This window comes from bacterium (assembly GCA_030685015.1).
In the GTDB taxonomy this organism is placed as follows: domain Bacteria; phylum CAIWAD01; class CAIWAD01; order CAIWAD01; family CAIWAD01; genus CAIWAD01.
In genome coordinates this window covers 18,413-27,973 of sequence record JAUXWS010000072.1, presented here as the reverse complement: position 1 = coordinate 27,973, position 9,561 = coordinate 18,413, and the positions used below count along the sequence as shown (strand labels likewise).

The following is a 9,561-nucleotide window of genomic DNA, read 5'->3' as shown; positions in this document are numbered from 1 at the left end:
CACGGGCGGATGCAGCCGACCCGGATACTGAGGCCGAGTATCTCTCGAATGGATACCGCGGCTGATCCGCCCGCAGGACCGGCGCGGGGCGCGGCACTGCCACGGGCGGATGCAGCCGACCAAGACATCGCGGCTGAGCAGCTTGTGAATGGATACCGCGGCTGATCCGCCCGCAGGACCGGCGCGGGGCGCGGCACTGCTAGGGGCGGATACGGCCGACCAAGACACCGAGGCCGATCTACTTCTGATCAGGTTCAGCGGCTGATCCGCCCGCAGGACCGGCGCGGGGCGCGGCCCTGCTAGGGGCGGATGCAGCCGACCAAGACACCGAGGCCGATCAGCTTCTGATCAGCCAACCCGAATGAGGCGCGCGTCCGGTGGACGCGCGCTTCTCATTTGGAAGGGTAGATCTGGTTCAGTAGGCGAGCGCGAAGAGGACACGCCGAGTGCTGGGCTGGCCGCTGAACACGCAGCGGCCGGCCTCCTCCGGCCAGTCGAAGGGCAGGCAGCGGATGGTGGCCTTGGTCGCCTCCTTGATGGCTGCCTCGGTCTGGGTGGTGCCGTCCCAGTGGGCCTCCACCCAGCAGCGATCGGCAATGGCCGCCTGGAACTCCTCCCAGCTCTCCACGCGGCGGGTGCCGGCCTGGCGGCGCTCCAGGGCCTGGCGGAAGAGTTCCTCCTGCATCGTCTCAAGCAGGCCCTCGATCCGCTCCTCCAGCTCGGCCAGGCTGAGAATGAGCTTCTGGCGGCTGTGGCGCAGGACAAGGCAGACCGTCCCCTGGGCGGCGTCGCGGGGGCCGATCTCCAGGCGGAAGGGGATGCCCTGCTGCACCCAGCCGAAAAAGCGGTCGGCCGGACGCTTGTCCACATCGCCGTCCCAGATCACCTTGAGGGCGCCCAGCTTCCCCTGCAGCAGCTCATAGGCGCGGCGGGCGAAGGGCTCCACCGCGCCGCGCTCCTCCTCGCTCTTCCACAGAGGCACCACCACGCCCTTGCGCGGCGCCATGCGGGGCGGCACGACGAGGCCGTCGTCATCGGAGTGGGCCATGATGAGGGCGCCCACCAGGCGGGTGGAGACGCCCCAACTGGTCGTCCAGGCCAACTGCTCGGTGTTGTCCCGCCCGGTGAAGGTGATCTCGAAAGCGCGGGCGAAGTTCTGCCCCAGGTTGTGGCTGGTGCCCATCTGCAGGGCCTTGCCGTCCTGCATGAAGCCCTCGATGCAGTAGGTCGCCACCGCGCCGGGAAACTTCTCCTGCTCGGTCTTGCGGCCCTTCACCACCGGGATGGCCAGGAAGTCCTCGGCGAAGGCGCGGTAGACCTCGAGCATGCGCAGGGTCTCCTCCTGCGCCTCCTCCGCCGTCTCATGGGCGGTGTGGCCCTCCTGCCAGAGGAACTCGCTGGTGCGCAGGAAGAGGCGCGTGCGCATCTCCCAGCGCAGGACATTGGCCCACTGGTTGATGAGAATGGGCAGCTCGCGCCAGCTGCTCAGCCACTTGGCGTACATGTGGCCGATGATCGTCTCGCTCGTGGGCCTGATGTAAAGCGGCTCCTCCAGCTTCTTGCCGCCGCCGTGGGTGACCACCGCGCACTCCGGGGCGAAGCCCTCCACGTGCTCGGCCTCCTTGGTCATGAAGGACTCGGGGATGAGCAGGGGGAAATAGGCGTTGACGTGGCCCGTCTCCTTGAAGCGCCGGTCCAGGTCGGCCTGGATGCTCTCCCACAGGGCGTAGCCGGTGGGGCGGATGACCATGGCGCCCTTGACGGGGGCGTAGTCGGCCAGCTGGCCGGCCTTGATGACGTCCAGGTACCACTCGGAATAGTCCTGGGCGCGGGGCGTGATGTTGCGGGCCACGATGCGTCCTCGTTTCAGTGTTTGGCGCCCAAGATACGCAGAGTCGCCTCTTCCTGCGTTCTCGTCGAAAAAAAGCAGGGCAAAAGCAGGGCAAGGGAATGGCTCGCAGGCCCAGATTGACACTGTGTGACACGCGAGGGGGTCGAAAACATGGCTTGGCGCATGCCCCATCCCCGCCTTCCACCCGGAGCGGGGAAGGTGGCAGGCAGCGAACCCCCATCCCGGCCTTCACCCTGGCAGGGAGAAGGAGGTATCACGCGGTGAAGGTCGAAGACCTGAACCAGTGACATGGGTGACCGGCTCATTTGATGCGGCCCTCTGTCCGACGCCCGCCGTGAGGCGGGCTAGTTAGGGCCGGTGATGTCTTGGAGAGCGCTTCTTTGGCCCACCTTTCTTCTCGCCAGAAGAAAGGTGGGAAGGTGGCGTGGCGCTTGCGCCGCAAGACATGGGAAATGCTGGAGTGGCACATGGGATCCCAGCTTTCGCCGGGATGACAGGACTTGGAGCGGCCCGTGGGATCCCAACTTTCACTGGGATGACAGAACCCTGCCGGGAGGACAGCGACAGCCGCAAGCCCAGCGGCCAGCGTCAGTCCCGCCACAAGGGGCAGGTCATGCAGCGCGCCCCGCCCCGCCCGCGCACCAGGTCGCTGCCCGCGAAGCGCACCACTTCGACGTGGGCCTCCTCAAGGGCGCGCAGGGTGTCCACATTGCGGTCATAGCAGAGCACCTGCCCGGGCTTGAGGGCGAAGGTGTTGGCCGCGTCGTTCCATTGTTCGCGCAGGGCGGCCACGATGTGGGCCTCGGCCCGCGCGTACTGCTCCGCCGAGCCGCCCACCGTCACCGTCCAGTCCGGCTCGACCAGGCCGCACTCGGCCAGCCCGGCCAGCACCATGGCGTGGCGCTCCCGGCGGCCGTCGTCGTGCAGCACCTCCAGCCGGGTGCCGGCCAGCAGCTCCTCGGGCAGGGGTCCGGTGTAGGGGTGGCCCAGCCTTTCGCAGAGTCGCTGGGCCTCCTGGGCGATGCGGGCGTAGAGGTCGGGCCGCTCCCAGAGATAGGGCATGGTGAGGATGCGGCTGTGGTCGAGGAAAGTGAGGACCGTGTCCAGGTGCATGAAGTCGCGCTTGGCGGGCAGCCAGATCTTGAGCAGGCGCCGCACCGGCGTGTGGGCGAAGAGCCAGGCGGCCAGGGCCTCGGCCCCCGCCTCGCTCGTGCGCTCGCTGATGCCCACCATCACGGTCGATTCGTCCGGCACCAGCACGTCGCCCCCTTCGACGTGGGCTTTGGGCAGATCGAGCAGACCGTCCCAGATGAGCAGTCCGTCGAAGCGGGGATGACGGCGGAAGACCTCCCGCAGCAGCAGGCTCTCGGCCCGGCGGGCGGGCCAGCAGGGATGGCCGATCACCAGGGCGCCGGGCACGGCGAAGGCCGGGTCGCGCTGGAAGTACAGGTTGGGAAGAGGCTGGATGAGGGAGCGCGAGTTCAGCCAGGCCTCGTCGGGAAAGCCGTGCACCAGATGCCAGGGCTGCAGGCGCCGCCAGTCCACCGCCTCCAGCACGCGGGGCGGGAGGAGGGACTCGTAGAGCGCGCGGCGCTGGGTCGGTTCGGCGCAGATCTCCTTGAGCAGATCCATCAGGAAGAGGACCTCCACCCCGTGCTGGGCCAGCAGCAGGGAGAAATCCTTGTGCTCCTGGCGGGCGGCGTCCAGGTCCAGGATGTCGTCGAAGAGGAGGGCGTCCTTGTTCCAGGGCACGGTCTTGCGGTGCTCGAAGCCCGGCTGGTGCAGGAGCACGGTGCGCAGCGGGGCGATCTCGGACTGGATCCGGACGGGCATGGGCGACCTCGGATTTGATCGGCAGCCAATGTGCGGCAATGCGTCGAACCAATCCCCATCGCTATCGGGATCGCTATCGGGATCGCTATCGGGATCGATATCGATATCGATATCGATATCGATATCGAACTCCTCCCTCGCGACGAGATGGCTGCCCTGCCGGCATAGCTCTCACACCCGCGCATCGAGCAGGACCGAACCAGGGACGTGGTACTCGATCCCGATCCCCATAGCGATCCCGATAGCGATTCTGGTCCTGATCATGACTTTGATCTGTCCACCTGTTAATCCGTCGTGCAAAGCCCATGAGGGGCATGGAAATCCAACACCGCTTCCTTAGCTTGGCCCGCGTGAGTAACCGTCACGGAAAGGCATGCGCCCACCCATGAGTCCGCTTCCCTGGCTGCATCAAGCGGAACCCCGCGTCGTGGATGCATACTACCAACAGTACTTGAGCCAACCCGAGACGCTGCCCGCCGATTGGCGGCGTTTCTTCGAAGGCTTCGAGTTCGCCCGCCAGGCTCCCGAGGCCTTGGCCGCCGCCCGCCGGACGGGCGGAGCGGAGGAGGACATCTGCGGCGAACCGATGCGCCGGGTGCGCGAGGACTTTGCGCGGGAGAGCCGCGTCCTGGCCCTCATCGACGGCTACCGCCTGCGCGGCCACTTGTTCACCCGCACCAATCCCGTCCGCTCGCGGCGCCCCTATCGGCCTCCCCTCGACCCGGAGACCTTCGGGCTGGAGGCGGCCGACCTCGACCGCCCCTTTCACGCCGGCTCCCAACTGGGCCTCGGCACGGCGCCCCTGCGCGAGATCATCGCCTTCCTCGAGGAGACCTATTGCCGCTCGGTGGGCGTCGAGTTCCGCTACATCCGCCATCCCGTCGTCCTGGACTGGCTGCAGCAGCGCATGGAGGGGTCGCGCAACCAGCGCTCCTTCGCGCCCGAGGAGCGCCGCCACGTCTACCGCATGCTGACGCGGACCGTCCTGCTCGAAAAGCTCCTCCACACCCGCTTCACCGGACAGAAGCGCTTCTCGATCGAGGGGGTGGACGCCGTCATCCCCGCCCTCGACGCCATCATCGGGTCGGGGGCGAAGCTGGGGATCGAGGAGTTCGTCATCGGGATGCCCCACCGCGGCCGCCTCAACGTGCTGGTCAACGTGATGGGCAAGCCCCTCGCCCAGCTCTTCGCCGAGTTCCAGGACCTGGACTACGAGGACGTGGATTTCACCAACGACGTCAAGTACCACCTGGGCTACTCCTCGGACCGGGTGCTGGCCGACGGTCGCCGCGTCCACCTCAGCCTGGCGCCCAACCCCTCCCACCTGGAGGCGGTGGATCCGGTGGTGGAGGGGATCGTGCGGGCCAAGCTGCTGGCCCGCCACGGCGGCGACGAGAGCCGGATCGCCCCCCTCCTCATCCACGGGGACGCCGCCATCGCCGGGCAGGGCATCGTCGCCGAGGTGCTGCAGATGTCCCGGCTGCCCGGCTATCGCACGGGCGGGACCATCCACCTCGTCCTCAACAACCAGGTGGGCTTCACCACGGGCTACCTGGAGGGCCGCAGCAGCACCTACTGCACGGACCTGGCCAAGACGACCCTCTCCCCGGTCTTCCATGTCAACGGGGACGATGTGGAGGCGGTCATCCACGCGGTGGGCCTCGCCCTCGAGTTCCGCCAGGAGTTCAAGCGGGACGTCTTCATCGACATCCTGGGCTACCGCAAGCACGGCCACAACGAGGGCGACGAACCCCGTTTCACCCAGCCCCTGCTCTATGAGGCGATCGCCCGCCATCCCGACGCCCTGACCATCTATCGCCGCCAATTGGTGGAGCAGGGCCAGATGAGCGAGGCCGAGGCGGGCGAGATCGAGCGCGCCTTCCGCGCCGAGATGGAGGAGGAGCTGGCCGCCGCGGCCCGGATGACGGTCGTGCCCATGCGGGAGTCCCTGGGCGGTGTGTGGCGGGAGCTGCGGCGCGCCCGGGATGAGGACTTCGAGCAGGTCTCGCCCGCCACCGGTCTGGCCGACGCCTTCCTGCTCGACACGGGACGGCGCCTGCTGGCCCTGCCCGGCGACCGCCCCCTGCTGCCCAAAGCGATCCGCCTCTACGAACAGCGCCGCACCCTGCTCGAGGAGGGTCGCGCCCTGGACTGGGCCCTGGGCGAGGCCCTGGCCTTCGGCACCCTGCTGCGCGAAGGTCACCCAGTGCGCCTGTCGGGTCAGGACAGCGTGCGCGGCACCTTCAGCCACCGCCACGCCGCCCTCACCATCGCGGACTCCGCCGAGCGGTGGATTCCCCTGGCCAACCTGGAGGAGGGCCAGGCGCCCTTCACCGTGCTCAACTCGCCCCTGAGCGAGTACGGCGTGCTGGGCTTCGACTACGGCTACAGCGTGGCCACGCCCGACGGCTTGACCATCTGGGAGGCCCAGTTCGGGGACTTCGCCAATGGCGCCCAGATCATCTTCGACCAGTTCATCAGCTGCGCCGAGACCAAATGGCACCAGCACAGCGGGCTGGTCTGCCTGCTGCCCCACGGCTACGAGGGGCAGGGCCACGAGCACAGCAGCGCCCGCCCCGAGCGCTTCCTGCAGCTCTGCGCCGGCGCCAACCTGCAGGTGGCCAACGCCACCACGCCGGCCAACTTCTTCCATCTGCTGCGGCGGCAATTGAAGCGGCCCTTCCGCGTGCCGCTCATCGTCCTCTCGCCCAAGAGCCTGCTGCGCCACCCCGCCGCTGTCAGCCCGCTGGCCGACTTCGGACCGGGGACGGCCTTCCGGGACGTGTTGGACGACGAGGAGGCCGATCCGGGCCAGGTCCGCCGCGTTCTGCTCTGCAGCGGCAAGCTCTACTACGAACTGGACGCGGCCCGGCGCGAGGGAGGACGGCGGGATCTGGCCATCTTGCGCCTGGAGCAGCTGGCCCCGCTGCCCACCGCCCGCCTGGCCGGGGCGCTGGACCGCTGGTCCGGGGCGGAGCGCTGGATCTGGGTGCAGGAGGAGCCGGAGAACATGGGCGCTTGGAGTTGGCTGCAACGGGTCTTCCGCCTGCGGCCGCTGGAGCTGGTGAGCCGCCGCGCCGCCGCCGCCACCGCCACCGGCATGGCGCGCCGGCACCGGGCCGAACAACGGATGCTGATTGATCGGGCCTTTGCCTGAGACAGGAGGAGCCATGACGGTGGAAATCCGCGTGCCCAGTCCGGGGGAGTCCATCCAGGAAGTGACCATCGCCGCCTGGCTGAAAGGCGACGGCGAGCCGGTCGAGGCGGACGAGGAGATCCTGGAGCTGGAATCGGAGAAGGCCACCCTGATGGTGGCCGCCCCCGCCGCCGGCGTGCTGCGTGTGGCGGCGGCGGCGGGCAGCACCCTGGCGGTGGGCGCCGTGGCCGGCCACATCGAGGCCGACGGCGCCGCTCCGCCGACCCGCCCCAGCATGGCCGAGGCGGCCGCCCTGGCCACGACGCCAGCCTCCACGGCCATCGCGCCGGAAGGGCCTGCGGCCGGGGCGCCGGCCCGCTCGCCCGCCGCCCGCAAACTGATGGCCGAACGGGGCCTCACACCCAGGCAGGTGGCGGGCAGCGGACCGGGGGGACGCATCACCAAGGACGACGTGCAGACCGCCCGGGACCGCCTCGCCGATGCTCCGCCAACGCCCGCCGCGGCTCCGGTGTCCGCCGCAGAGCGCACGGCCGGGGCGGAAACGCGGCGGGAGACGCGCACGACGGTCAGCACCCTGCGCCAGAAACTGGCCGAGCGCCTGGTGGCCGTGCGGCGCGAGACGGCCATGCTCACCACTTTCAACGAGGCGGACCTGGGCGCCGTCATGGCCCTGCGCGCCGCCTGGCGCGAGCGCTTCCGCGAGCTGCACCAGGTCGACCTGGGCATCATGAGTTTCTTCGCCGCCGCCGCCGTGCGCGCCCTCCAGGAATTTCCCATGGTCAACAGCCGCCTGGAGGGGACGGAGCTGGTGGAGCCGGGCTACGTGGACCTGGGCATCGCCGTCAGCGCGCCCAAGGGCCTGGTCGTGCCGGTCATCCGCGACGCCCAGGACAAGGGATTCGAGGGGCTGGAGGAGGAGATCGCCCGCCTGGCCGCCCGGGCCCGGGAGAACCGCATCACCATCGAGGAGATGACGGGGGGCACCTTCACCATCAGCAACGGCGGCGTGTTCGGCAGCCTGCTCTCGACGCCCATCCTCAATCCGCCCCAGTGCGCCATCCTGGGCCTGCACGCCATCCAGGACCGGCCGGTGGCGGTGGCGGGCCGGGTGGAGATCCGCCCCATGATGTATCTGGCCCTGTCCTACGACCACCGCCTCATCGACGGGCGGGAGTCGGTGGGCTTCCTCAAGCGGATCAAGGAGCTGGTGGAGGAACCCGTCCGCCTTCTGCTCAAGGTCTGAGGGAGGCGGCGGGAGGAGGCGGGGAGCCCGGTGGCCCCGCAGGATGAACGCAAGGAGGCGACGGGTTGAGAGTTGACGTCACCATCATCGGGGGCGGCCCGGGCGGCTATGTGGCCGGCATCCGCTGCGCCCAGCTGGGCCTCTCCGTGGCCCTGGTCGAGAAACATGAGCGCCTGGGCGGCACCTGCACCAACGTGGGCTGCATCCCCTCCAAGGCGCTGCTGGACTCCAGCGAACACTACCACCACGCGGCCAAGGCCTTCGCCGGGCACGGCATCCGCCTGGACAAGCTCTCGGTGGATTGGCCGGCCATGCGGGCGCGCAAGGACAAGGTCGTGCAGCTGACCGCCCTGGGCATCGACAAGCTGATCGAGAAGAACAAGATCCAGCGCCTGCACGGGGTCGCCCGCTTCCTGGCGCCCACCCGGGTGGCGGTGGAGGGGGCGGGCGGGACGGTGGAGATCGAGAGCGCCCACATCGTCATCGCCACCGGCTCCAAGCCCCTGGATCTGCCCTTCTGCCGCATCGACAAGGAGCGCGTCATCTCCTCGACGGAAGCGCTCCAGCTGCCGGAGATCCCCAAGCGCCTGCTGGTGATCGGGGCGGGTGTGATCGGCTTGGAACTGGGCAGCGTCTTCGCCCGGCTGGGCACCAGGGTGGAGGTGCTGGAGGCGCTCGAGCGCTGCCTGCCCGCCATGGACGCCGACCTGGGCAAGGAGCTGGAGCGCAGCCTCAAGAAGCTGGGTTTCGCCTTCCACCTGGGCGCCCGCGTCAGCCAGGTGGAGAACCTGGGGAGCGAGGTGCTGGTCAAGGCCACCTCGGCCAAGGGCAAGGAGCTGGAGCTGAAGGCGGACTACTGCCTGGTCGCCATCGGCCGGCGGCCCAACACGGAGGGCCTGGCGCTGGAGGCGGCCGGCCTGAAGACGGACGGACGGGGCTTCATCCCGGTGGACGGCCAGTTGCGGACCCGGGTGGCGGGCATCTGGGCCATCGGGGACGTGATCGGCGGAGCCATGCTGGCCCACAAGGCGGAGGAGGAGGGCGTCTGCGTCGCCGAACGCATCGCCGGGCAGCAGCCCCAGCTCGACCACCGCCTCATTCCCGGCGTTGTCTACACCTGGCCCGAAGTGGCGGCGGTGGGCAGCTCCGAGGACGATCTCAAGCGCGAGGGCCGGGCCTACAAGGCGGGCAGCTTTCCCTTCATCGCCCTGGGGCGGGCCCGGGCGGCGGGGGAGAAGGAGGGCTTCGTCAAGATCCTGGCCGACCCCGCCACCGACGAGATCCTGGGCGTGCAGATGATCGGCCCGCGGGCGGCGGATCTCATCGCCGAGGCGGTCGTCGCCATGGAGTACAAGGCGGCGGCGGAGGATCTGGCCCGCATCTGCCACGCCCACCCCACCTACGCCGAGGCCATCAAGGAGGCGGCCCTGGCGGTGGACGGCCGTGCCCTGCATCTATAGTCACGCATCGAACACC

General features: G+C 69.3%; 5 protein-coding genes. 3 read left to right on the top strand and 2 right to left on the bottom strand.

The annotated features are described in order from the left end of the window. Window positions 1-415: 415 nt before the first annotated feature. Both proS and Q8O14_10660 read right to left on the bottom strand, forming a co-directional pair. A complete protein-coding gene (proS, locus tag Q8O14_10665; GenBank protein ID MDP2361194.1) occupies window positions 416-1,852 on the bottom strand; it encodes a proline--tRNA ligase in 1,437 nt (478 codons plus the stop codon). Between the two features lie 588 nt (window positions 1,853-2,440). Continuing rightward, entirely contained in the window at window positions 2,441-3,685 is a 1,245-nt protein-coding gene (locus Q8O14_10660; GenBank protein MDP2361193.1) for an arginine deiminase family protein, read from the bottom strand. 385 nt (window positions 3,686-4,070) lie between these two features. On the opposite strand from Q8O14_10660, the gene Q8O14_10655 reads away from it, so the two are divergent. The 3 genes from Q8O14_10655 to lpdA all read left to right on the top strand — a co-directional run bounded on the left by Q8O14_10655 (window position 4,071) and on the right by lpdA (window position 9,545). Continuing rightward, window positions 4,071-6,842 (top strand): 2-oxoglutarate dehydrogenase E1 component, encoded by a 2,772-nt coding sequence (locus tag Q8O14_10655; GenBank protein MDP2361192.1) that lies wholly within the window; start codon window positions 4,071-4,073, stop codon window positions 6,840-6,842. 13 nt (window positions 6,843-6,855) lie between these two features. Beyond that, on the top strand, window positions 6,856-8,085 hold the full coding sequence (gene odhB / locus Q8O14_10650; protein ID MDP2361191.1) for a 2-oxoglutarate dehydrogenase complex dihydrolipoyllysine-residue succinyltransferase: 1,230 nt from the start codon (window positions 6,856-6,858) through the stop codon (window positions 8,083-8,085). Between the two features lie 65 nt (window positions 8,086-8,150). Further along, window positions 8,151-9,545 carry a dihydrolipoyl dehydrogenase gene (gene lpdA / locus Q8O14_10645; GenBank protein MDP2361190.1) on the top strand — a complete coding sequence of 465 codons (1,395 nt, stop codon included), beginning with the start codon at window positions 8,151-8,153 and terminating at the stop codon, window positions 9,543-9,545. Window positions 9,546-9,561: the final 16 nt, after the last annotated feature.

Excerpts from the sequence above, each read along its gene's own strand:
- Q8O14_10660 (MDP2361193.1), bottom strand. The coding sequence starts at position 3,685 with ATGCCCGTCCGGATCCAGTCCGAGATCGCCCCGCTGCGCACCGTGCTC.
- odhB (MDP2361191.1), top strand. The coding sequence starts at position 6,856 with ATGACGGTGGAAATCCGCGTGCCCAGTCCGGGGGAGTCCATCCAGGAA.
- Q8O14_10655 (MDP2361192.1), top strand. The coding sequence starts at position 4,071 with ATGAGTCCGCTTCCCTGGCTGCATCAAGCGGAACCCCGCGTCGTGGAT.